Origin of the sequence: Bacillus sp. MUM 13 (assembly GCF_001866725.1) — a bacterium.
Lineage (GTDB): Bacteria > Bacillota > Bacilli > Bacillales > DSM-1321 > Peribacillus.
Genome location: NZ_MLYQ01000092.1, coordinates 1 through 22393, shown reverse-complemented (window position 1 = coordinate 22393; position 22393 = coordinate 1). Strand labels below are relative to the sequence as shown.

The 22393-nt window shown below is 40.3% G+C and carries 20 protein-coding genes, 2 rRNA genes and 1 riboswitch; of the genes, 5 read left to right on the top strand and 17 right to left on the bottom strand.

Annotated elements, in window-relative coordinates:
* Positions 1-31: 31 nt before the first annotated feature.
* The 8 genes from BIV59_RS18605 to acnA all read right to left on the bottom strand — a co-directional run bounded on the left by BIV59_RS18605 (position 32) and on the right by acnA (position 7584).
* Entirely contained in the window at positions 32-352 is a 321-nt protein-coding gene (locus tag BIV59_RS18605; protein ID WP_071352956.1) for a hypothetical protein, read from the bottom strand.
* A gap of 117 nt (positions 353-469) precedes the next feature.
* Complete coding sequence (locus BIV59_RS18600; protein ID WP_071352955.1) at positions 470-898, bottom strand: acyl-CoA thioesterase; 429 nt, start codon at positions 896-898, stop codon at positions 470-472.
* Between the two features lies 1 nt (position 899).
* On the bottom strand, positions 900-3257 hold the full coding sequence (locus tag BIV59_RS18595) for an AAA family ATPase (protein ID WP_240501947.1): 2358 nt from the start codon (positions 3255-3257) through the stop codon (positions 900-902).
* 146 nt (positions 3258-3403) lie between these two features.
* Positions 3404-3637 carry a small acid-soluble spore protein Tlp gene (gene tlp, locus BIV59_RS18590; protein ID WP_071352953.1) on the bottom strand — a complete coding sequence of 78 codons (234 nt, stop codon included), beginning with the start codon at positions 3635-3637 and terminating at the stop codon, positions 3404-3406.
* A 77-nt stretch (positions 3638-3714) separates the two neighbouring features.
* A complete protein-coding gene (locus BIV59_RS18585) occupies positions 3715-3858 on the bottom strand; it encodes an acid-soluble spore protein N (RefSeq protein ID WP_071352952.1) in 144 nt (47 codons plus the stop codon).
* 66 nt (positions 3859-3924) lie between these two features.
* Entirely contained in the window at positions 3925-4053 is a 129-nt protein-coding gene (locus BIV59_RS22990; RefSeq protein WP_083392255.1) for an FbpB family small basic protein, read from the bottom strand.
* A 123-nt stretch (positions 4054-4176) separates the two neighbouring features.
* Positions 4177-4713, bottom strand: a complete 537-nt coding sequence (locus BIV59_RS18575) for a peroxiredoxin family protein (RefSeq protein ID WP_071352950.1) — start codon at positions 4711-4713, stop codon at positions 4177-4179.
* Positions 4714-4872: 159 nt separating this feature from the next.
* On the bottom strand, positions 4873-7584 hold the full coding sequence (acnA, locus tag BIV59_RS18570) for an aconitate hydratase AcnA (protein WP_071352949.1): 2712 nt from the start codon (positions 7582-7584) through the stop codon (positions 4873-4875).
* 428 nt (positions 7585-8012) lie between these two features.
* On the opposite strand from acnA, the gene sspO reads away from it, so the two are divergent.
* On the top strand, positions 8013-8162 hold the full coding sequence (gene sspO, locus BIV59_RS18565) for a small acid-soluble spore protein O (protein ID WP_071352957.1): 150 nt from the start codon (positions 8013-8015) through the stop codon (positions 8160-8162).
* Positions 8163-8336: 174 nt separating this feature from the next.
* On the opposite strand, the gene BIV59_RS18560 is transcribed toward sspO, so the two are convergent.
* Positions 8337-8597, bottom strand: a complete 261-nt coding sequence (locus BIV59_RS18560) for a hypothetical protein (RefSeq protein ID WP_071352948.1) — start codon at positions 8595-8597, stop codon at positions 8337-8339.
* Positions 8598-8747: 150 nt separating this feature from the next.
* On the opposite strand from BIV59_RS18560, the gene BIV59_RS18555 reads away from it, so the two are divergent.
* The 3 genes from BIV59_RS18555 to BIV59_RS18545 all read left to right on the top strand — a co-directional run bounded on the left by BIV59_RS18555 (position 8748) and on the right by BIV59_RS18545 (position 10853).
* The gene (locus BIV59_RS18555) at positions 8748-8891 is read left to right on the top strand and encodes a small acid-soluble spore protein P (protein ID WP_071352947.1); all 144 of its coding nucleotides are present in this window, start codon (positions 8748-8750) and stop codon (positions 8889-8891) included.
* 479 nt (positions 8892-9370) lie between these two features.
* A complete protein-coding gene (locus tag BIV59_RS18550; protein WP_071352946.1) occupies positions 9371-10339 on the top strand; it encodes an NAD(P)-dependent alcohol dehydrogenase in 969 nt (322 codons plus the stop codon).
* Positions 10340-10445: 106 nt separating this feature from the next.
* The gene (locus BIV59_RS18545) at positions 10446-10853 is read left to right on the top strand and encodes an Hsp20/alpha crystallin family protein (protein ID WP_071352945.1); all 408 of its coding nucleotides are present in this window, start codon (positions 10446-10448) and stop codon (positions 10851-10853) included.
* A gap of 39 nt (positions 10854-10892) precedes the next feature.
* Here BIV59_RS18545 and coaW read toward each other — a convergent pair whose 3' ends face one another.
* The 6 genes from coaW to BIV59_RS18515 all read right to left on the bottom strand — a co-directional run bounded on the left by coaW (position 10893) and on the right by BIV59_RS18515 (position 20187).
* Entirely contained in the window at positions 10893-11696 is an 804-nt protein-coding gene (gene coaW / locus BIV59_RS18540) for a type II pantothenate kinase (protein ID WP_071352944.1), read from the bottom strand.
* Between the two features lie 23 nt (positions 11697-11719).
* Positions 11720-14851, bottom strand: coding sequence for an AAA family ATPase (locus BIV59_RS18535; protein WP_071352943.1), 3132 nt, complete (start codon positions 14849-14851; stop codon positions 11720-11722).
* On the bottom strand, positions 14848-15993 hold the full coding sequence (locus BIV59_RS18530) for an exonuclease SbcCD subunit D (protein ID WP_071352942.1): 1146 nt from the start codon (positions 15991-15993) through the stop codon (positions 14848-14850). Before BIV59_RS18530 ends, BIV59_RS18535 begins: the two co-directional genes overlap by 4 nt.
* Before the next feature lie 151 nt (positions 15994-16144).
* Entirely contained in the window at positions 16145-16573 is a 429-nt protein-coding gene (locus BIV59_RS18525; protein ID WP_071352941.1) for a DUF2621 family protein, read from the bottom strand.
* 508 nt (positions 16574-17081) lie between these two features.
* Positions 17082-18908, bottom strand: coding sequence for an APC family permease (locus BIV59_RS18520; RefSeq protein ID WP_071352940.1), 1827 nt, complete (start codon positions 18906-18908; stop codon positions 17082-17084).
* Positions 18909-19086: 178 nt separating this feature from the next.
* A riboswitch (cyclic di-AMP (ydaO/yuaA leader) is annotated at positions 19087-19229 on the bottom strand.
* A 61-nt stretch (positions 19230-19290) separates the two neighbouring features.
* Positions 19291-20187, bottom strand: coding sequence for a DMT family transporter (locus tag BIV59_RS18515; protein ID WP_071352939.1), 897 nt, complete (start codon positions 20185-20187; stop codon positions 19291-19293).
* Positions 20188-20391: 204 nt separating this feature from the next.
* Between BIV59_RS18515 and BIV59_RS18510 the strand changes: the two genes are divergently transcribed.
* Entirely contained in the window at positions 20392-20604 is a 213-nt protein-coding gene (locus tag BIV59_RS18510) for an alpha/beta-type small acid-soluble spore protein (RefSeq protein ID WP_071352938.1), read from the top strand.
* Positions 20605-21910: 1306 nt separating this feature from the next.
* Here BIV59_RS18510 and rrf read toward each other — a convergent pair.
* Both rrf and BIV59_RS18500 read right to left on the bottom strand, forming a co-directional pair.
* Positions 21911-22027, bottom strand: a 5S ribosomal RNA gene (gene rrf / locus BIV59_RS18505).
* A gap of 182 nt (positions 22028-22209) precedes the next feature.
* Positions 22210-22393: ribosomal RNA gene (locus BIV59_RS18500) — 23S ribosomal RNA — on the bottom strand; the annotation flags it as partial.

The window sequence follows — 22393 nt, the reverse complement described above, 5'->3', positions numbered from 1 at the left end:
AGGGGGCATTTCTTATGGCTCCGGTGTTTTTTTATGAAAGGTGAGAATCGCGGGCACTTTTCTCTATTAATCTATCCGATATACCTTCCTTTTCCAGTATATCTCTTTGTGAGGTACCTAATAAATCGAAGTGAGAGTAGCCATCTTTCCGATGGTGGATCCACTCTTTCTTTAATCCATATTTTTTTCCCCAGGCTTCGAGCTTCTTTAAATCGCCGCAGCCCACTTTTGTGACCGTTGTACAACCAGGAAAACGGTCATCCAGCCAATAATGAGTCAGAAATGCAATTTCCCCTTTTTGGATTTTATTTTTCCATTCCAAAAGATCTTTTCTTTTTATCCCAAAAGCCAATAATATTTCCTCCTTTTTTATAAACAGTAATCATTTACATCAGAAGGGCTATTCCCTCTTCTTCTGCTGATATACCATTTAATGAAATATTTTCCGGTATATGAATATACGCACCCATTATTTTTCATCTGCTTTTTTATTCGCTTCGTATGCTTCATGCCAATCCGGGAACACTCTTTTAATGGAGATTGGCCTGAAGCTGTCTTTTTTTACACAAACATGCGAGGAAGTGGCAGAAACAGCAAGATCATTTGACTCTGTATAAATTTCGTATCCATAAATAATCCGTATGCCATCATAATGCTCTATCCATGTTTTAACAAGTGCAGTCTCTCCGTACCGGACGGGGCGCTTGTAGGAAACATTCACATCAATTACTGGAGATAAAATTCCATCTTTCTCCATATCTGCGTAATTAAATCCAAGGTCCTTTACCAGTTCTGTTCTGCCCAGTTCCATCCAAACAATATAGTTTGTATGATACACCACTCCCATTTGATCCGTTTCCGCATATCTCACTTCTATGTTTTTTTTTGAAATCAGCAATTTAATCCCCGCTCTCTACTTTTTCGAATGCTGCTTTAATGTCTTCTTGTTTCAGCAGCGATAAATTGTTTTGTTCTTTCATTAACTCCGGCTCTCTAAATAGACGGGAAGACTGCAGCTGGATGGTTTCATCGATTAAATTAGCAGCAAAGCGCCCGTTCCCCAATACCTGCTTTCTGCTAAGGTTTTCTAAGAGAAATGATTTTGCATCATCCGTAAGCTCATAGTGATAATTTCCTGCATAGCTTTCCATGATTGAAATCATCTCTTCCGCTGTATAATCGCTAAAATTAAAGAACTTTTTAAATCTGGAACGAAGGCCCGGATTGCTCAGCAGCAGGCTTTTCATTTCTTCCGGATAGCCAGCCAGGATGACAACAAGATTTTCATTATGTTTGGTCATCTCATCTACGAGCGTATCAATCACCTCTTTGCCAAAGTCGCCTTCAGTGTGGCTTAAGAGAGAATATGCCTCGTCGATAAACAGGACTCCGCCTAGGGCTTCTCTTATTTTTTTCTTTGTTTTGATTGCAGTTTGCCCTACATATCCTGCAACAAAATCTGCCCTGCTTGTGACAATTAAGTGGCCGCGCTTTAGCATTCCCCTTTCTTTTAAGAGCCGGGAATATATTTTGGCAACAGTGGTTTTCCCTGTGCCGGGGTTTCCGGTAAAGACAGCATGCAGCTGTATTGGAACAGCAGGAAGGGATTTTTTTCTGCGTATAGTCTGAACTTCAGCAAAAGAAGCGAGTGTCTGAACTTCCTCTTTTATTTCCGAAAGCCCTATCAGCTGATTTAACTGTGACAACGATGCAATCGAAGCATCATCTTCCTGTACTTCAAAATCCTCTTTGCTGAGCAGCGTATACTGAAAAATATCTTCATCCAGTCCTTGTTTTGAGCCCTTTTTAAAAATGGCCTCAGTAATGATGTCCTTAACGGCCCGGGCATTTCCGAATGTTTCATCCACTTTTTCTTTTTCAATTCTTTTTCCCAGTTCAATCCTCGCTTCGCCGGTTAAAAAATAATCATTTTCCTCCGCTGTTTTTTCAGCGATCAGCAGCAATTCTTCTGTAGAGAAATCTGCAAGATGAATATGGTTCGCTTGAGGGAATCTGCTGCGCAGGCCAGGGTTTGCATTCAGGAATTGCCTCATTTCATCCGGGTAGCCAGCAAGTATAACCGCAAATTTCCCGGAATATTTTTCGCTTGTAATTAAAGAAACCAGTGTATCTATCGCAGTTTGGCCATAATCATTGCCTGACTGGCCATCCCGCTTCAGACTATAGGCTTCGTCTATAAACAGGACTCCGCCTATTGACCTCTCAACGGCCGCCTTTACGTTTTCTTCCGTTTGCCCGACATACGCTCCTATTAGCTGAGACCGATCAACTTCATATACTTTCTCCTGAGGCAATACACCAAGGCTATTATAAATCCGTGCAAAAAGACGGGCCAGCGTCGTTTTACCGGTGCCCGGATTCCCAGTCAAAACCATATTCATGCTTTGTCCGTCTTTTGACCTAAAACCCATTTCTTTTCTTCTTTGCTGATATTGCAGAAAATGATAGTAATCATTCACTCTTCTTTTTACCGAGGATAGCCCTATCATATTTTGCAGTTCATCCAGCGGGCCAGCACCCTGTTCTGATTGTACATCTAATTTCTCACTGAAGGCTTCATTCCAATCAGATCTCATGCTTCCAAGGCGGATGATATGTTCCTGCATATCAAGGAAATGAGTCGACGTGTAAAATACCCCGGAAATTGATTCACCATATTCTTTTGATGCTGCGTGGAGCCCAGAAAGCTCTAAGAAAATCTCATTGGCCATATTGGCCAAATTCTGATATTTAAAAACCAGCGGCTCATTCCCAAGTTTTCGTGCACGTCCGATTCCAATTTCTAAATCACGTACAGCAGTTTCCAGTTTTCTAAGGTATTTTTCGCATTTTTTTATATATTCATCCGCTATCTTCTTTTTAGCCGTACGGTTATCTGTTTCACGAATTATAGGGAAAACAAGGGGATCTGCCAGGTTTCTGAATTTCTCCAAATTTGATTCTGCCAGCAGCCCATTCACTCTTTGGTTGGCCGGATCCAATTCACTTGCCTTCTTCAGCCATGCCTTAAAAAGCGAATCTTCACCATACCTTTCTTTTTGGGACTGTGCAAGCATACCAAATAACTCCGACTTTAGCTTATCAGCATCACTGCCTGGCTCATCATAAAGCTGGATTAACTTTATTAACTCCTCTTGATTTTTAATGTAACCGAGGCTTTCTAATTCATTTGAAAACCGCGCTGCTTTTTCTGCTGCCATTTCTTTTATCTGTTCTCTTGTTTTCAGCTTTATCACATCTTTCATTCCTGCATTCTATATGTAATTTTATCATATTTTCACCATCTTACTTATTTTTGTGCTCTAAGTGGATGAAATGCAAAAAAGGAAGAAAGCAAATGCTTTTTCTCCCTTTTTTCCAAAAATGATGATTGATTCATTTATTATTGATAACCGTTTTTTCGTGCAGCGTCTTCATCTTTTATTTCATTCCGCATTCCCTGGATGCTGTCTCTTCTTCTTTCATTTTTATCCATAATTTGCTGCTTTTCATCGCCTGTAGCAAATTCTAGAGACTCTTCCGCCCTATCGATGTTTTCAATTGTATTTTGTACAGCATCCTGCAATTTTTCTACATTATCTGAACGATCGTCGGGATTTGGCTTGTTGTATGTCATTGCATCATTACCTCCACAGTGTTTTGTAAAATTTTTAAGTTAACATAATAAAATTACAAATAACTAATTAAATCTAGTCATTCACCCTTTGTCTGAATAACCTGAGGATGCTCGCCGGATTTATCTCCCATTTGCTTTCCTTTATTATTGCCAAATGACCGTGATTTGGTACCAATATGGCTTGGTGTAAAATGTTTAGAATCTTTTTTTGGATTGCCCATATTTATCTCCTCCTTTTTCTTATCTTTTACTTAAAAAGAGGAAACATTACTGACATATTTTGAGGGTTACTCCGCCTTTAACATATGCCTGTTTTCCAGCCGTTCTTCAATTTTTTCCATCTGTTTCAAATCCTTTAATAACTCCATTTTGTTTTCAAGCACTAAATCTTCAAACGATCTTTTTCTTCTTTTCATAATTTCACCTTTTTCATTTGATTTATAATCAGTATCGCCAAATTCACATAAAATTATGACATCATAATACCTAAAAAAAGGCATGCCAGGTTTCAGTCAAGGAACCAGGCTATGCCCAAATACTTATTTTACCTTTTCCATGCTTTTTTTCATGACATCAAAATTAATGGCGCCAATAAATTTTTGCCGAATTACACCTTTAGAATCGACTAAAAAACTGCTCGGAACAGCAGCTACCCCATATCGTTCATTTACTGCTTTGCTTTTTTCCTGATTATCCAAAAGGATAGGAAAGGTGAGGCCCATTTTACGCGCATAGCCTTCTACGTCATTTTCAGGATCAATATTTACAGCAAGAATTACTGCGTTCGAGGCGGTGTTTTTATAAAATTCCTCCAAGTGGGGCATCTCTTCTTTACAAGGCTCACACCAGGTGGCCCAAAAATTGATCAGCAGCTTTTTGCCTTTAAATTCTGAAAGCTTTACTTTCTTGCCTTCCAGTGTATAAAGATCAAAGTCTGGAGCCTTTTCACCAACTTTAACGCCTGCAGATGTCTGTCTGCCTTCCTTCCCCTTTTCTTTTCCATTATCCATAGCCTGTACAATCGCAACGGTAATGAGAAGGATAAGCACAGAAGCTGCAATCATTTTTTTAATCATATAAACCCCCTGTTACACTTTATAAAACAAGGTAAAAATTCCAATCTTTATTCTATATTTTGATAATATCAAAAGTCCTCATTTAGTTACAGAATAATTGGTGAGAAAAAACGGCAAACCAATAAAAGGTTTGCCGTTTCTGATTGACCTGAAATTCACTTACGCTTTCAACTTGTCGCGCAGCACCATTTGAAGGATTCCGCCGTGGCGGTAGTAATCAATTTCAACTTCGCTGTCAAAACGGACAAGCACTTCAAATTCCTTTTTATTGCCATCTTCGTCAGTTGCAGTTACTTTAACCATATCGCGCGGTTTAACATTTTCATCGATAGCTACGTCAATTGCTTCTTTTCCTGTTAATCCAAGGACTTCGGCATTTTCTCCTTCTTTGAATTGAAGAGGAAGAACTCCCATCAATACTAAATTTGAACGATGGATGCGCTCGAAGCTTTCGGCAATGACTGTTTTGATTCCAAGAAGGTTCGTTCCTTTTGCAGCCCAGTCACGGGAGCTTCCCATACCGTAATCTTTGCCGGCCAGAACAGCAAGGCTTGTGCCGTCTGCTTTATATTTCATGCATGCATCATAGATCGCCATTACATCACCTGTCGGATGATATGTCGTAAATCCGCCTTCTGTGCCTGGAGCGATTTGGTTGCGTATCCTGATGTTTGCAAAGGTTCCGCGCATCATGACTTCATGATTTCCGCGGCGTGAACCGTAAGAGTTGAAATCACGCGGTTCAACACCATTAGCCCGCAGATATTTTCCTGCTGGTGTATCTTTTCCGATGGCACCTGCCGGAGAAATGTGGTCAGTCGTTACCGAATCACCAAATTTGCCGACTACACGCAGTCCAGAAAGCGGGTTGACTGTTCCCGGCTCCGGAGATAACCCTTCAAAGAACGGCGGATTCTGAATGTAAGTTGATGTAGTATCGAAAGAATATAATGCTTCATTGCTTGTATGGATATCATTCCAGCGTTTGTTATCATTGAATACTGTTTCATATTCTTTGCGGAACAGCTCTGGAGTTACTGTCCTTTTCACAACCTCATTAATTTCATCTTGAGACGGCCAAATGTCATTAAAGTAAACATCGTTTCCGTCTTTGTCCTTGCCAAGAGAATCTTTTTGAAGATCAACATTGACCGTACCAGCAAGAGCGTATGCAACGACTAATGGAGGTGCAGCTAGGTAGTTAGCTTTTACTAAAGGATGAATCCTTCCCTCAAAGTTACGGTTTCCTGATAAAACAGACGTTACAAGCAAATCTGCTTCTGAAACTGCCGCTTCGATTTCCTCAGCCAATGGTCCAGAGTTCCCGATGCAAGTTGTACATCCGTACCCTACAATATTGAAGCCCAATTTATCCAGATAAGGCTGGAGGCCAGCATCACGAAGATACCCTGTAACTACCTTAGAGCCAGGTGCAAGGGAAGTTTTGACATAGTCCGGCACAGTCAGGCCCTTTTCTACGGCGTTTTTCGCAAGCAAGCCGGCGCCAAGCATTACGTACGGATTGGAAGTGTTAGTGCAGCTTGTAATGGCTGCAATGGCAATCGCACCCGTTTTCATTTTCGATTCATGGCCATCAGCAAATTTCACTGTTACCTCTTTATCAAGTTCAGATGACTCAAGACCGAAACCTTGATTTCCCATAGGGGCATTAATAGCCTCTTTGAAGGATTGCTGCATTTGGGAAAGAGGAATCAAATCCTGCGGGCGTTTTGGCCCGGAAAGGTTTGGCTCAATGCCAGCCAGATCAATTTCCACAACATCTGTGTAGATTGGATCTTCTTTATCAGGAGAATAGAATAATCCATTTTCCTTGCTGTATGTTTCAACGATTTGAATCAATTCTTCATCACGGCCTGTCAGGCGAAGGTAAGCGATTGCTTCACTGTCAACAGGGAAAAATCCGCATGTAGCTCCATATTCTGGTGCCATATTGGCAATGGTTGCACGGTCAGCCAATGGAAGATATGAAACTCCAGGTCCAAAGAATTCCACGAATTTGCCGACAACTCCATGTTTACGGAGAACTTGAGTTACCTTTAATGCAAGGTCAGTAGCCGTTGTGCCGTTTGGAAGCTTACCAGTCAGCTTAACACCGACAACCTGAGGCACAGGGAAATATGATGGCTGTCCGAGCATGCCTGCCTCTGCTTCGATTCCGCCGACACCCCATCCTAATACACCAATACCATTAATCATGGTAGTGTGTGAATCTGTACCAAAAACAGTATCAGGGAAGACTTCATGGTCTCCATTTGGAGTTTCAACTGAATGAACTACATTAGCCAGGTATTCCAAGTTCACCTGATGGACAATCCCAGTTGCAGGCGGTACTGCACGATAGTTATTAAAGGATTTTTGTGCCCAGCTTAAAAACTGGTAACGTTCGGTATTACGCTCGAATTCAAGATCCATGTTGACTTCCAAGGAATCAAGAGTTCCAGCTTTATCAACTTGTACAGAGTGGTCAATTACCAGATCAACTGGAATTTCAGGATTAATCTTATCCGGATTTTCACCCAATGCAGCCATCGCATTTCTAAGAGACGCAAGGTCCACTACAGCCGGGACACCCGTAAAATCCTGCAGGATCACACGTGAAGGCTTGAATGGCACGTCAATATCTTTTTGTTCGCTTGTTCCCCATTTAGCAAGATTTTCTACGTGCTCCTTGGTAATGACCCGGCCATCAACCTGGCGAAGCACTGCTTCAAGCAATACCTTAATGGAATATGGCAGCCTTGAAACTTTTCCTGCACCTGCTTTTTCTAAAGCATTCAAATTGTAAAAATTGTAGCGTTTTCCATTCAGTTCAAATGATGAACGCGCTTGAAAAATATCATTTTTCGTCATGTTTCTTACCCCCTGTTAGGAATGTCACATCATAAATCTGAGCATAAGAGTAAACATGGCCTATATAAAACAGCCAAGTTTACAAAAATGAATAATTATTTGGCGAAAAGTTTGAATATTCTCCCATCCTCACTTTTCTCACAATTAAATTTTAATATAGAAATAGATATAAGTAAATATCAAGAAAGTTATTGTTTTTGATAAGTATTCCTTATGGTATTTTCCCTTTATCATGCTTGATGTAAATTAAAGCTGGCCCTTGAAGGAAACTTCCATATCTCCCCCCCTTTTTTATTCACGTCACATATTATTCTAAAAAAACAAATTCATCACATGCATAATTAACTTTTATCATCGCACCCTATAAAATGGAACTTCCATATCAGGGGGTTTTACTAAGTATAAATGGGATAATGGAGGTAATTCTTTTGTCAAATCGAAAAGCTAATCACGTAATCCCGGGGATGAATGATGCAAAAGCCCAAGGAATTGGAGCTGGATTCAATAAAGAGTTTCAAAATGAGCCCCTAACAGAAGAGCAAAAACAAAATAATAAGAAGCGTAAAAAAAATCAGTAACAAAAAAAAGCAGTATCGGTCATCATCAGGCGCTTGCAGGACGTTCTGATACTGCTTTTTCGAGATGATTAAATATGAATAAAATTAATATATCATGATTTTAAATTCAATTTATTCATACAAAAATAAAAAAGCAAGCTGCTCATATTGAAAGCAGCCTGCTTTTTATTTTTATTATCCTTCAGCATTCAATTCACTTAATATGCTGCTGATATCCTTTTGAAATTGTTCAAGCTGTAATTGCTGATGCTCTGAGGCACTGCCAAGAGCCGTTTGTATCTGCTGAAAAGCTTCGTTTGCTTCCTGTTTCAGATGCTGAAGCTGATGTCCATACCCTGGACTATCAGTGATAATATCGTCATAGGCATCCTGGACTTGCTTAACGCTTTGCTGCGCTTCTTGAAAAGTTCTCCGCTTATCCTGATGATTTAGCATATGCAGCACTCCTTTTTTCGTTTTCAATACTATAGTGTGCCGACATTCAGTAAATATGTATGTAAAGCTCTTCTTAATATAAAAAAAGACAAGGATGCTATTGCATAAAATAAAGCCAAAAGCCAATCTTAATATCAGGAGGGGTAAACAATGAATAAAAACGATGGAAAAGATATCCGAAGAAATGCACCAAAAGGAGAAAATTCAGGACAGCCGGCTCCCTTAAGCGGTTCACATAAAGTTAAAAACAGAAAGCATTCCCGCCAAAAACATAACAGCGGACATGATATGTAAAAAAACAAATGCCCTGACAATGGGCAGTTCTATGAAATAAAAAGAAAGTCATCTGAATGACGGATTACTTTCCGAAGTACAAATGCAAAATCGCGGGCTAAATCAGCCTGCGATTTTTTTTTGCTATATACATCTTTATTTCCGCTTAAAAAGCACTTCCCGTCAGAGGCTAGGCATTTTCATATGTGATACATGATATTTTTTTCAAAAATTAGACCAATAAATTTTTTAGTTTTTCCAGCCTTTTAATTCACTTTTCATTTTGGACCTTCATTTTAGCGAATGTTTACATTCGCTATTCCATATAAATATTATTTACATAACAGACAGACAGACTTCAGATTCATTCGCTGACCTCCTCAGTGCGGCCTCGACTATACCGCTGCTCTCCTCGAAGTCTGGCTAATCATGAAAAAAAATCCAGTATTCAACAATGTACATTAACCAAGTCAATATTGTTAAGAAATTGGAGGGGAATTTTGAGAGCAATAGTGTGCAATAAATATGGTACACCTGATGTACTTGAATTAGCAGAGATAAAAAAACCGTTACCTGCTGAGAATCAAGTATTGGTAAAAGTTCATTCCTCATCTTTAAACTTCGGCTACCTGGTTCTTTTGAAAGGCAAACCATTCTTAGCCCGCTTTGCTTTCGGGCTAACCAAACCAAAATACTCCATACCTGGAGGTGACATAGCCGGCAAAGTTGAAGCTGTCGGCAAAAATGTAACCCTATTTCAAGTAGGTGATGAAGTATTTGGAGACCTCTCAAGCTGTGGCTGGGGCGGTTTTGCTGAATATGCAGCAGTCCCCGAAGATGCTTTAGCCTTAAAACCAGCCAATATCACATTCGATGAAGCAGCTGCGGCACCTATGGCAGGAGTAACTGCCCTTCAGGCATTACGAGATAAGGGGAAAATTAAATCGGGGCAGAAGGTATTAATTTATGGGGCATCTGGCGGTGTCGGTACTTTTGCAGTACAAATTGCGAAATACTTTGGAACTGAAGTAACAGGCGTATGCAGTACAAGAAATTTAGAGATATTGCATTCTTTAGGGGCAGACCATATCATTGATTATAAAAATGAAGATTTCTCTAAAAATGAGGAGTATTATGATCTGATTCTCGGCGTGAACGGGTCTAATTCTATTTCAACTTATAAACGTGCATTAAAAGCAAATGGAACTTTCGTTCATGCAGGAGGTTCCGGATCCCAATTGTTTCGTGCCTTAGTTATAGGGCCTTTTATTTCGATGACTGGAAGTAAGAAAATAAGTACTGTATTACAGAGAGCTAGCCAAAAAGACCTGAATTACGTAAAAGAATTACTTGAGAGCGGAAAAATAAAACCCAAAATTGATAAACAGTTTAAGTTAAGTGAAATAACTGAAGCTTTCAAATATTTCCAGGAGGGGCATGCTCAAGGTAAAGTGGTAATTAACGTTTAAAATTCGAATGGATATTACAGAAATGAACTACTGATGGTTAGGCTCCCTCTACACTCCTTTTCATTACACTACATATACTATACAAAGGCCAAACGGGGGTAAGTATATGGAGAATCAGCAATTCGATGAGGAACTTGAAAATGATAAATTTGATGAGTGGATGTCGCGGTACTTTTTAGACCCTGTTACCAGCTATCTGGACATGACGACCTTCCGGATTGATTTGTACGAATCAAGTGAGGAGTATATCGTTGAAGGATTGCTGGAAGTTCCTTATATGGAATCAATTAATGTGATTTTCAAGGGAGATACAATTATCGTCCGTGTAAATAAGGGCGTTACGGACATAAAGGAACAAACCGGGAATTTCTTAGAAAGAAGCATTGGTTTTCCTTATTCTATAGATAATAAAAAAATCACTGCAGAGTTCGAAAACCGCATATTGACCATTACAATTAACAAGCATCTTGAAGAAAAAATCAAGAACAATATTCTTTATATTAAAAGCGAATGAAATAGGATTCATTCGCTTCATTTTTGTTTTCAAACAGTACTATAGCGTAAGGAGTGCGCCAACTGCACCGCTGTATTCTCCCCTATCCGGAAAATGCGCCTCACAGCCAAAAGCATTACTTGCCTCTTTCAATGCATGTTTAAGCGGTAAATTGTTAACCAGAGTACCTCCAATAAAACAGATATCTTTTATGCTATTTGCATGTGCAGCCCCTGCTGCTAATAAAACCGCTGTTTCTGCTACCATCCCCATTAATGATGCAGCGATATCTTCTTTTGCGGGATTGCCCATTTGTGCAGCTTTTCCAAAATTACTTGCAGTAAAATGACCGGGAATAGGCGGGTTCTCCTTTCCATAAATATCACTGACCTGCAAATCCGCCTGGGATCTGTCACCTTTTGCCGCATATGAAACAAGCTCCTCAAAATTATCCGTACCCAGCAGCAGGGAAGATAAACCGGTCAGTGTTCCTCCGCCGACTCCGCTGCCTGAAATCCTTTTTGAACCTCTTCCATGTAATAAGTAAATGGATGTGCCCGTACCAATGGAAACCAGGATCCTTGCTGCCATATTTTTTTCCTCACTGGAAAGCAGATACGCAGCTCCTGATAGCGTCATTTCAAATTCATCTGCATAGCTGGCTTCAACCGGAAGCTTGCTCTGCACAAAGGCAGCTTTGCCTCCTGTTAAACAGATTTTTGCTCCCTGGCCAACCATTGTGAGCCATTGAAGCAGCTTTGCAATATCACTGTAATCATAAGCTTTAACATGAAGCAATCCATTTTCCATATATGCCAGTTTTAGCAGTGAACCGCCTGCATCCATGCCGATTGATTGAACCATTACCTTTCCTCCTGCCTTTAATTTCAGCCGGTGAAGTTAAACTCAGTACGGCTGCCCTTTTGTGTTGAAATGACTTCAAGCTGTGCATCTATCCGTTCTTTTAGTTCAGGAACATGCGAAATTATCCCGACAAGGCGGCCGCTGCTTTGAATATCCATCAATGCTTCTATTGCCTGATCCAGAGATTCTGGATCCAGCGTTCCAAAACCTTCGTCAATAAACATTGTTTCAAGTGAAATTCCGCCCGAATGTGATTGCACCACATCTGCTAAGCCAAGGGCCAGTGCCAGGGCTGCTTTAAAGCTTTCACCTCCAGAAAGTGTTTTCACGTGCCGTTCCTGGCCAGTATATTGATCATAAATCGACAATTCCAGACCGCTCTGAATATTTTTCCTTGTTGGATCAATTTTGCGGAGAAGCTGATAACGTCCGCTAGTCATTTTAATCAAGCGCAGATTGGCTTCTTTTAATATATCATCAAGGAAAGCAGCCAACACGTATCGCTCAAAAGTAATTCTAAAAGGATTCTGGCCTTTGGAGATTTCATGCAAATGTCCGATAACGGCAAATTTTTCATCAATTTCTTTTTGCTCGAGCTTAATTCTTTCTAAATCAGTGTTTATTTTCTTATTATCCTGAATACCACCCGCAAGTTTCGAAAACAGCTCCCTAAACTCAGCAATTTGGGCATCAGCTGTTTCAAGCCTCTTATTCATCCCATTTAAATCGGGCATGCTTATTCCTTTTAATGTTAACTCAAGCTGGTGGTAAAGACCAATTACCGTATGATACTTTTGTTCATAGGCAATTATTTCGTTCTCTATAGCAGCAATCTCAGCTTCTGATTTTTTTGAAGCCGTATATGCGCTATATGAATCAAACCCCTGCTGCAGCAGCTCCTCCTTAAAGCGTTTCCTTTCATCGGACAGTTCTTCAGCCAAATTCGCTTCATTCCCTGAAAGGGACTGTATATTAGCAGTAAAAACAGCTTCTTCCTGTATAGCCTTCTGCAGTAATGTCAGTGAGCGGTCCAGAGCCTCCTGAAGCTCTCTTTGCTTACGTTCCAAATCTTCACATGCCTGAAGATACTTTTTGGGTGTTCTTATTTCTTCAGGTATGCCATCTTTTAGAGAAGAAAGCTTTGTTCCAGCTTCAAAATAGTGCATCCTTGCTTGTTCTTCTTTTATTTTTAGCTGTTCTGCATTTAATATAAACTTCTTTTTTTCTTCTTTCAGCTGAGCCAATCGCTTTTCAATTTCTGGTAATTTATCCTTTTTCAGCCGAAGAGCATCTGTCTCTTTTAGAAGAATTATTTTGTTATTTTGGGCATGATGAACATACTCGCTGATTTTATCTGACTGAAAATCTGAAATCAGCTTTTTCAATTGCTCTGTTTTTTGGGCACATTCCTCCACTAATGAGGAATATTTTATATCTGCTTTATAATATTCTGCTTCGGCTTTGCTTTTCTTTTCTTCTGCGAGCTTTAAAATTCCCTGCTGTTTTTTCAGCTGTGCCTCTGAAGGCATGGATAAGCTGCTTGCTGCCGGATTTGGATGATCAGCTGCTCCGCATACAGGGCAGGCTTCACCAGGAACAAGTGACTGGGCCAATAAACTTGCCTGGCTTCCCATCCAATTGTGATTTAGCTCCTCCATACGGCTTCTTTCCTGCAATAGATCGATTGCAGCCAGGTTTAATGCTTTTTCTTTGTTAATCCGTTCTTTTTCAGCTATTTCTCTCGTTTGAAAAAGCTCCATAAAATAAGTGATTTTATCCAAAAGCTCCTGGTTCTTTTCTGTTTCTCTTTCTTTTTCAGCATAATTTACCACAGCATGTTCACAATGACTTTTTTCTTCCAGCAGCTTTTCTTCCGTTTCTTCACAGTTTTTCAAACGTTTTTCTATGTCAGATTTTTTTTCTTCTGTGTCTTTCCAGGACTTTTCTGCCATAACAGCAGCCTGGCTGTATTGGCTAAATGCCTCCACTGACCCCTTCAGCTGCTGTAAACGGTGTAATTCTCTTAAAACCTCTTCTCTTTCGCTGTTTTTATTTTTCTCGATTTCATAGTTTTCTTCCAAAAATACCTTTTTCTTTTTAAGGGTATCAGCATCTTTCTTTTGTTTATCTAATTCTTGCCGGACTTCATTCAGCTGTTTGCCTATTCTAAGGTAAAATTGCTCCTGCTTTTCTAAGGCAATTGCACGCTGTGCCATGGCAATGGCTGACTTTTTTTTGTCGAATTCTGATTTTTGTAATTCCAAAGATTTTTTTTCAGCATTCATTCTTTCTAGTTCTTGAAATGTGGCGATAAGCCCCTCAGCCCGGACTATTTCCGCTTTTATTTCATCCCTTATAAGTTGCCTTTGATTATTATCAGCTTCCAGTCTTTGTAAGCTTTTTTCATTTTTATATATTTCTTCAGTCAGCAGCGGCAAAATAATGTTTTCATTGGGATCTTCTGCAGCGATATGCATTCTTAATTCTTCGTTATCACCTGGCTGGATGTTCCTGATCAGATGAACTCTTTCCTGACGGGATCTGTCGCTTTGTTTCTTTAATAATGCAGCTTCTTCCTTCAGCTTTTCTTCAATATTTTTATACATTTCTGTGTGAAAAAGCTTTTGGAGGATTTGCTCCTTATCTTTGCTTTCTGAAGTTAATAGTTTTCGGAATTCTCCTTGCGGGATCATCAATATCTGTCTGAATTGATTTGCATCAAGGCCCATCAATTGTTTGATCTTTTCTTCCACTTCCCTGACATTGGAGCCCAGCAGCTTTTTGCTGCTTTCTTCTATTTCATACAGTTCAGCTTTTGCATTTACAATTGTAGTGCCTTCGCCCGATTTCTTTTTTCTTTCCTGCTGGGGTGAACGTACTATATAGTAGGTTTTCCCCCGCAAATCGAAGGTCAAGGCAACCTCTGTCAGCAGATCACTTTGGGCAAATTGACTCCGGAGCTCCATTCCATTCCGGTCTTCCCCGCTTGCCTTTCCATATATGGCAAAGCTGATCCCATCAAAAATTGTGGTTTTGCCTGCTCCTGTTTTACCTGAAATCACAAACATTGTCCGGCTCTCAAGTTCTTCAAAATTAATAGTTTCTTTTCCGGCGTATGGTCCGAATGCCTGCATGACTAAACGAAGGGGTCTCATTTTAGCGCCTCCTCTTTTTTTACATCCTCAATGACAGATGTCATAGCATCCCTCTTGAACCTATCGAATTCCCTATCTGTCATTTCCTTGTAAAATGTTTCAAAAAGTTCCAGTTCAGACTTTCTATCATCTTTAACGGAAGAAAAGGATTGCTTTCTTCTGCTGTCAATCAAATCCCATTTCCTCTCCAAGTGAAGCACATTCGGATAAACCTTCCTTAGTCTTGAAATTGGATCCAGAATGGCACCTTCATCAAGCAGGGTGATTTTAAGATAATCATCCAGCTTTTGAGACTGATAGAATCCAGGATCAAGCAGTTCCTCCATATGCCCTTCTAGTTCTCTCATATCCTTTTTTGCCTGCACTGGCCGGTATGACAATTCAAAAGACCCGTCAGCATCCATATTGATAATAGAAATTGATTTCCTCTGCCTGGCTTCTGAAAAAGAGTATTTCATAAGAGAACCAGAATAGAAAATTTTCGGATCAGAAATGGCATCAGGACTATGTAAATGACCTAAAGCCGTATAATCAAATGCATCAAACAAATCGCTGCTCACACAGCCTGACCCGCCAACAGATAATACTCTTTCTGAATCGCTGGTTTTCCCGCCCAAAACAAAAGCATGCCCTACAAGTACGTTTGGCTCGTTGGGATTCAGCGTTTTCTCTATTTTATGGATCATCGCCTTCATCGCATCCTGGTGGGAGTGTATACGCTCGTCATCAAGGAGCTGTCTCACTACACCTGGCTCAGTATATGGGATACAATAGAAATTAACCCCTCCTACATTCACGGGCAGAAACTTATCATCAAGCTTTCCTTGTAAATAAAGGCCGCTGTGTCTGTACCAGGATGAACCAAATGACAGTCTTTCAGCGCTATCGTGATTTCCCGAAATCGCGACAATAGGTGTTTTCATTTCCACATTGAGCGTAAATAGCATTTCATCCAGCAAATTAACTGCTTCTGTCGGAGGTACCGACCTATCATACAAATCCCCTGCTATAATAATCGCATCAGGTTTTTCTTCCTCTACAATATTTATGAAATGAAGCAGCGCCTGACGCTGGTCTTCTGTCATGTGCACCCCATGAACGATTTTCCCCAAATGCCAATCTGCCGTATGTATGAATTTCAAGACATTTCACTCCGTCCCTATAATGATTTGATTGTATTATAACAAAAAAACAGCTTGGGCACATACGTTCCGGATACACCAACTAATGGAAACCCCTGTCTTTAGCCTGAAATCCATAAAAAAAAGCACACTTTTTTAAGTCTGCTTTTTCTTAATTAAAAAGGTTTTCATATGTATGGAGATTCACCTTACGCTCCAACAGCTTTTTACGTAAAAATTTATGATCTCTTTTTGGAGTAGCCATGATATATCCCCGGATGACAATATCCTCAGTGATCACAGAAGCCTTTTCTTTTATCGCCAATTCACCGATCTTTCCTGCTATTTTCTGTCTCGCAACATCCCTGAATAGCTCAGGCACTGGACTTACCAAGTCCTCCAGCAGCTCTTTTTGCTGCTGTGGCCAAAGCTTTTTAGTCATGCCGACATAATACTCCTCCCAGTCCATGTCCGATTTCCCATCAGTTTTCGGCATTCTTTTAAGGAACTTTCGAAACATGAAAAAGCCGCCTATACCCATCATGGATACCAGGACCACTACCCAAAAAAGAATAAACCACAAAAACCACCCATCAAGCATGATCTTATGCCTCCCTATTATTGCAGAATTTTAAAGTATCTCATACAACAGAGAATACTTCCTAAAGTCAGCTGCCATTTATTCACTTCGTTCAGTCTAAGGATATATTTGTTTTTGGATCTTTCATACTGTTAACTATGTATATATTATTTCTAATTATAATTGTTCTTTTCCATTATACTGTATGTTGCCAAAAAACTGAAAGTATAAAAAAATCTTACAAAAGAAAATCAATTGGCTTTTTTCATGTATTTCCATCTTATGGATATTTTATTTCATCCTTTTTATTTATGTATTCGTTTCTTTATTTCCAATAACTTATGGTGGACACGGCCCAAATACAGCCCATGTCCTTTTCATCATTCGAGGATAAGCAGTTTACCCATTTTATATATTAGTCCTTAATATTTTTTGCAGGACAAGTAATGAAAAATATAACTTTGCCTAATGAACAACATTAAAACAAAAACAGCTTTGCTTATAATCTGCAAAGCTGTTTTACAATTTATTATTTTTTTAAATGAAATGGCACTGTGGTCACTACTACATTACGCTTATAAAGCAAGTAAGCACGAATCAATAGGCTCGACTGGTTATGAAGGATATTATGCCAGCTTTTCTTCGGTATGAACTGAGGAATCAGTACCGTGACCCTGTAATTTGATTCACTGGCCTTATGTTCTACAGTATCAATGAATTTCGTTAAAGGCTGAATAACACTCCGATAATAAGAATGCAGAGTAACAAGCCTGACATCCGGCTGCCACTTTTTCCACTTCTCTTCGAAAGATTTTTCATCTTCACGTTCAAAAGCAACATACACAGCAATCACCTGATCGGCTGTAAGAGATTTTGCATAATTGATGGAGTTTTCAACAACATGTGTCATGCCGGCTACCGGCACAATGATGATATTTCCTTCTATAGGAAGGATGGGCTCGCAGGATTTTAAGCTTAACTGCTCGCCTACTGCATCATAATGCTTCTTAATGCTTTGAAACATTAAAACGATAAGAGGCAGGAAAATCAGCACAGCCCATACCTGGCCAAACTTCGTAATAAAGAAAATCATCATAACAGTAAAGCTGATCAGTGCGCCAATTAGGTTTGTTATTAATTTTCCCATCCAGCCTTTTGGCTTTTCTCTGACCCACTTAACCAGCATGCCTGTCTGCGACAATGTAAATGGTATGAACACGCCCACTGCATATAAAGGAATAAGCTGTTCGGTCTGCCCATTAAAAATAATAATCAAAAGGATTGATGTAGCTCCCAATGTAATGATTCCATTTGAATATCCTAGCCGGTCCCCTCTCATCGTAAACATTCTGGGGATGAATTTATCTTTAGCCAAATTAAAGGCAAGCAGAGGAAAAGCTGAATAGCCTGTGTTGGCAGCCAGGATTAGAATTAAGGCTGTTGTTCCCTGGATGAAATAATAAAAAATATTCCTTCCAAATGTAGCTTCAGCAATTTGTGAAACGACTGTTTCCTCTGTTTTAGGCGTAATTCCATAATAATAGGCCAAAAAAACAATTCCGGTAAACAGCACAGCTAATAATGATCCCATTGCCATTAATGTTTTGGCTGCATTCTTCGGAGCAGGGTCTTTAAAGTTGGGTATTGCATTCGAGATTGCCTCGACACCTGTCAATGCAGAGCATCCGGAAGCAAAGGCCCTCAACAGCAGAAACAGCGAAATGCCTGCAACAGGCGTCCCAAAATGCGGATGAAGATTAGACGGTACATCTCCGGAAGTGATATGGAATAGCCCAACCCCTAGCATTATGAATAGTGCAAGCACAAATAAATATACCGGGTAAGCAAGGATTGAGGCTGATTCTGTAATCCCGCGGAGATTCAGTATCGTTATAAAAATCACTAGCACTACCGCAATAGGCACCGTATATGGATGCAGACCCGGAAACGCCGATGTAATGGCATCCGTTCCTGCAGACACGCTAACTGCTACTGTCAGTATGTAGTCAACAAGCAGCGATCCTCCTGCTATTAATCCAGGATTTCGGCCTAAATTTTCTTTTGATACTACATAAGCCCCGCCGCCATGCGGATAAGCGTAAATAATTTGCCTGTAAGAAAGAATAAGTGCTGTTAATAAAAATAGCACACCCACAGCAATTGGAAGGGAGTACCAAAAAGCTACTGCGCTTATTGTTATTAAAACAAGCAAAATCTGTTCGGGACCATAAGCCACAGAAGACAATGCATCAGACGAAAGAATCGCCAAGGCTTTCAGCTTATTAAGCTTTTGATCGCCTAATTCATTAGACTTCAAAGGCCGGCCGATTAAAAATCGTTTAACCGCTGTTAACATAGTACACCACCATAATCATGTTTTGTTATTATAGTACCCTGTATACATAACTTAAATCGCCGGGAGACTATAATTCTAGAGAAGAAGTGATATGCGGCTAAAAAGGGGCAAAAAAAAATCCGCAAGGCATAAACAAGCAGCCCTGTGGACATAAAAATGCATAGTCACACCAGCTTCACCTTCTTCTCCTATACGCCTACGGAGTTAGCTGTCGGATTTGGACCAAAGAGTAGCCCTACCTATAAATAGGATTCACCCCAGTGGCAAGAATATGCCACAAAAATGGTTTCCCCGTTCGAATTGACTCAGCGATTTAGAAATATGAAACTGTTGATATCATACCGTGACGTTCTAATTTTGTAAATAAAAATTTTGTTTGGCGTTAATTAATTTTATTTATGGCTCTGCTTTTGAATTTGATGTTTACAAAGCATATGCTGATGATGATTAAACAAAGTCCCGCCAGAAGGTTTAACGTTATAGTTTCATGCAGCAGAAAAGAACTGCAAAAAATGGCAATGAGCGGAATAAGGAAAGTATAAGAACCTACTTTGCTTGCTTCCCCAGAACCGACTAATGTGAAAAATGCAAGCCAGCCAAATGCTATTACAAATACTGAGATAAACAGCAGATTTGAGACAAACGGTACATTCCAGTTAATGTTTCCCCAGTTTTCTGTACTTGAACCCGCAGCCAATAAAAATAAACCTCCTATTAGGAGCTGCAGTGTTACCATCCATATTGAGTCCACCCTGTCACTTGTTCTCTTTACATAAACTGTTCCAAGACCCCATCCAAGTGCAGAAATAAGCGCAAATAATATACCAGCTGCAGATATGCTTCCAGTAAACCCTCCAGAGCTAATAACAGCGACACCTGCAAAGCCTAACACCAGGCCAGCAATTTTTAGGGGATACATGGATTCCCCAAGCCATATCCATGAAAATATTCCAAGCAGCACAGGTTCAATAAATACAATTGCAGAGAAAAGCCCTGCCGGCATATATCCTAATCCTACCGTTTGAAATCCGTAAAAAACGATAATATTAAGAACGGCTGAAATAAGATAAGCCTTCCAGTTTTTCTTGAAGTTAAGCAGCCTGTATCGGGGCAGTGCAACTGCAAGCAGTATGATTCCGCCTAAAATTGTTCGTATGCCAGCAAATAATAGCGGCGGACTATAGCTTAAAGCCATCTTAGACAGCGGCCAATTAATTCCCCACATTATAACAAGAAAGGATAGAAGCAAGACCGTCCTTTTTTGTGAAAGTTGTTTCATGTAGATGCCTCCTTTAAAACTCATACTTACCAATATTACTGCAATACGTTAAATTAATAAAATGATAAGCCTCGGAAAACTCGAATCAAAATTTTAAATGATACATTTTTAATATGATCACCAGGAATGGATAATCATCCAATATTTACAAAGGTATTAAACCATCCATTATAGGAAGATTAACATGTAAGGAGGTGAAAACACATGGCAAATCGCAGCAGCAACAGAAACCAATTGTTAGTTTCAGGTGCAGAACAAGCTCTTGAGCAAATGAAGTATGAAATCGCTTCTGAATTTGGTGTACAATTAGGTGCAGATACAGTTTCACGCGCTAACGGATCAGTTGGCGGAGAAATCACAAAACGTCTAGTAGCAACAGCTCAATCACAATTAGCTGGACAAGCAGGTACTCGATAAAATTAAATATCAATGGCTTTGACTGCCTGCTTATGCAGGCAGTCTTATTATGTTTAACTCTGGTCTTCAATGTAATTTAAATGAATGCTTTTGTTTTATTTATATTTGGAAGCAGTCAAATTTAATTGTATTTTCCTGTCTGCATGAGGAAATCCGCATAAAAAGATTGACAGAGCCAAATATAAAAAATTCACAATGTGTAATGTCCTCATATGGCGGCACTGCATTCTATACGGTCCACTATTATATTCGTACACTGTCTGCTGAATATTCCCCCAAAAATTGCTTTGTGCATATTATAACTAATACCAACATTAGTAAGCACTTTTATTTTTACTTTCTGCTATGAAAGGGCGTCCTTACTTCTCTGCAGCCGCACATTGCAACGGTTTTAACAAGTAGTCCCAAAATAGCACCTATCCCCTTCAGGCTATAGCTGTATTAAAAACCTTTTAACGAGGCTATCCGGCAGATCCCTTCTTGAGTCTTCATTTTTGTTCAGTTCCGCGTGCATACTATCCGCTCTGGCTTCCGCTCCTTTGCTTTAGTCACTTTAGCTGTAAAAATTTTGGAGTTGGCGGCTGGAATTAGTTTCTTATTGGGACTACTGTAAAACGTAGTTTCCCATACAAAAAAGACCAGCATTGTTGCTGGCCTCTTGTCTGCTTGGCGGCGTCCTACTCTCACAGGACGTGGCGGTTTTAGCAGAAGCTCCTTGCAGTCCAATACATCGGCGCACGAGCTTTAATGCCGTGTTCGAACTCCTGAACGGCGCTAACCGGCGGATCTCTTCGTCAGCTTCAGTTCTTCCGCTCCTCGTGTACACTCCGGTGCTCTCTCCTTCGCTTACTTGACTCTTTTCCTCTTTATATTCTTTTTAGTTATTATAAAGTCTCCGTTTCTGTACACAAAAAGACCAGCATCTCTGCTGGCCTTTCGATTGCTTGGCGGCGTCCTACTCTCACAGGACTTGCACAGGACGTGCTGACTTCTGCGTTCCCACAGGACGTGGCGGTTTTAGCAGAAGCTCCTTGCAGTCCAATACCATCGGCGCACGAGCTTTACTGCCGTGTTCGAACTCCTGAACGGCGATAACCGGCGGATCTCTTCGTCAACTTCAGTCCTTCCGCTCCTCGTGTACACCGTACACTCCGGTGCTCACTCCTTCGCTTCCTCGACCTCCTTGGTTCTCCCCATTCAGGTTTGGGCTTACTTGACCTTTCTCCTCTTTATATTCTTTTTAGTTATTATAAAGTCTCCGTTTCTGCACACAAAAAAGACCAGCATCTCTGCTGGCCTCCCAATTGCTTGGCGGCGTCCTACTCTCACAGGGGGAGAACCCCCAACTACCATCGGCGCTGAAGAGCTTAACTGCCGTGTTCGGAATGGGAACGGGTGTGACCTCTTCGCTATCGCCACCAAACTATGAGGAACGTTGTTCCTTCAAAACTAGATAATAGAAGAAGTACATATCAGGCGTCATTTTGTCTAGCTGCGAAAGCCAAACCGTACGGCTGCTTCGCTTCTTCTGTCCGAGACGTCCGTCTCTTCCGCCAGAAGCTCCATCATCCTATCGGTTTATGCGGGCTTTCTCCGCTTTTCATTTTGGTTAAGTCCTCGATCGATTAGTATCTGTCAGCTGCACGTGTCACCACGCTTCCACCTCAGACCTATCAACCTGATCATCTTTCAGGGATCTTACTAGCTTGCGCTATGGGAAATCTCATCTTGAGGGGGGCTTCATGCTTAGATGCTTTCAGCACTTATCCCGTCCGCACGTAGCTACCCA

Excerpts from the sequence above, each read along its gene's own strand:
- tlp (WP_071352953.1), bottom strand. The coding sequence starts at position 3,637 with ATGACATACAACAAGCCAAATCCCGACGATCGTTCAGATAATGTAGAA.
- BIV59_RS18585 (WP_071352952.1), bottom strand. The coding sequence starts at position 3,858 with ATGGGCAATCCAAAAAAAGATTCTAAACATTTTACACCAAGCCATATT.
- BIV59_RS22990 (WP_083392255.1), bottom strand. The coding sequence starts at position 4,053 with ATGAAAAGAAGAAAAAGATCGTTTGAAGATTTAGTGCTTGAAAACAAA.
- BIV59_RS18575 (WP_071352950.1), bottom strand. The coding sequence starts at position 4,713 with ATGATTAAAAAAATGATTGCAGCTTCTGTGCTTATCCTTCTCATTACC.
- acnA (WP_071352949.1), bottom strand. The coding sequence starts at position 7,584 with ATGACGAAAAATGATATTTTTCAAGCGCGTTCATCATTTGAACTGAAT.
- BIV59_RS18560 (WP_071352948.1), bottom strand. The coding sequence starts at position 8,597 with ATGCTAAATCATCAGGATAAGCGGAGAACTTTTCAAGAAGCGCAGCAA.
- BIV59_RS18555 (WP_071352947.1), top strand. The coding sequence starts at position 8,748 with ATGAATAAAAACGATGGAAAAGATATCCGAAGAAATGCACCAAAAGGA.
- BIV59_RS18545 (WP_071352945.1), top strand. The coding sequence starts at position 10,446 with ATGGAGAATCAGCAATTCGATGAGGAACTTGAAAATGATAAATTTGAT.
- coaW (WP_071352944.1), bottom strand. The coding sequence starts at position 11,696 with ATGGTTCAATCAATCGGCATGGATGCAGGCGGTTCACTGCTAAAACTG.
- BIV59_RS18535 (WP_071352943.1), bottom strand. The coding sequence starts at position 14,851 with ATGAGACCCCTTCGTTTAGTCATGCAGGCATTCGGACCATACGCCGGA.
- BIV59_RS18525 (WP_071352941.1), bottom strand. The coding sequence starts at position 16,573 with ATGCTTGATGGGTGGTTTTTGTGGTTTATTCTTTTTTGGGTAGTGGTC.
- BIV59_RS18520 (WP_071352940.1), bottom strand. The coding sequence starts at position 18,908 with ATGTTAACAGCGGTTAAACGATTTTTAATCGGCCGGCCTTTGAAGTCT.
- BIV59_RS18515 (WP_071352939.1), bottom strand. The coding sequence starts at position 20,187 with ATGAAACAACTTTCACAAAAAAGGACGGTCTTGCTTCTATCCTTTCTT.
- BIV59_RS18510 (WP_071352938.1), top strand. The coding sequence starts at position 20,392 with ATGGCAAATCGCAGCAGCAACAGAAACCAATTGTTAGTTTCAGGTGCA.